Source organism: Arthrobacter sp. ZGTC212, assembly GCF_002929255.1.
Taxonomy (GTDB): Bacteria; Actinomycetota; Actinomycetes; order Actinomycetales; family Micrococcaceae; genus Arthrobacter_B; species Arthrobacter_B sunyaminii.
The window spans coordinates 1-550 of record NZ_PJIJ01000070.1 but is presented as its reverse complement, the minus strand read 5'-3'; the positions used below and the strand labels follow the sequence as shown (position 1 = coordinate 550).

The following is a 550-nucleotide window of genomic DNA, read 5'->3' as shown; positions in this document are numbered from 1 at the left end:
CAGCCAGGACAGCGATTCAGCCCTGGACGCGGCCACCAGCCTGAAGATCAGCTCAGCCATGGTGGGCGGATTGCGCCTGGCCAAGCTGGCTGAGTTGCTGGAAGTGCTCATCCGCCGGGGTGACTTTGGCCAGGGGCAGGTCCTCATGAAGCGGGTTGCCTACGACGGCGGCCAAACGGTTTCAGAGCTCCAGTCCACGTACATCCTCAAAAACGGCTAGCCCTCGCCCGCGGCCCCGGTCAAAGGGGCTTATCCAGCGTCCGGCCTGCTCGGCGCCAGCCGGTAACCGACGCCGCGCACGGTCTGCAGCCAGCGCGGCGAAACCGAATCTTCCTTCAGCTTCCGCCGCAGGTTCCCGATGTGGACCTCGACGGCGCGTTCGTCGGCCTCACTGATGTAGGTGTCCTCGTCGTAGTACTCGCCGCGGACGGCCCGGACGAGATCGGCCCGGGTGCACACGGCTCCGCCGCCTCGCAGGAGGACGTGCAGCAGATCGAATTCGCTCCGCGTGAGCCCCAGAGGCTCCCCTTTGATTTCCACGGTGCGCGTC

1 protein-coding gene and 1 pseudogene are annotated in these 550 nt (G+C 66.4%); one reads left to right on the top strand and one right to left on the bottom strand.

Translation table 11 applies throughout. The features are described from left to right. Positions 1 to 220, top strand: a pseudogene (locus CXQ89_RS17925) (Hpt domain-containing protein); the annotation flags it as partial. Positions 221 to 249: 29 nt separating this feature from the next. Here CXQ89_RS17925 and CXQ89_RS17920 read toward each other — a convergent pair. Next, positions 250 to 550: winged helix-turn-helix domain-containing protein (locus CXQ89_RS17920; RefSeq protein ID WP_146067312.1), on the bottom strand; the 301-nt coding region annotated here is incomplete at its 5' end.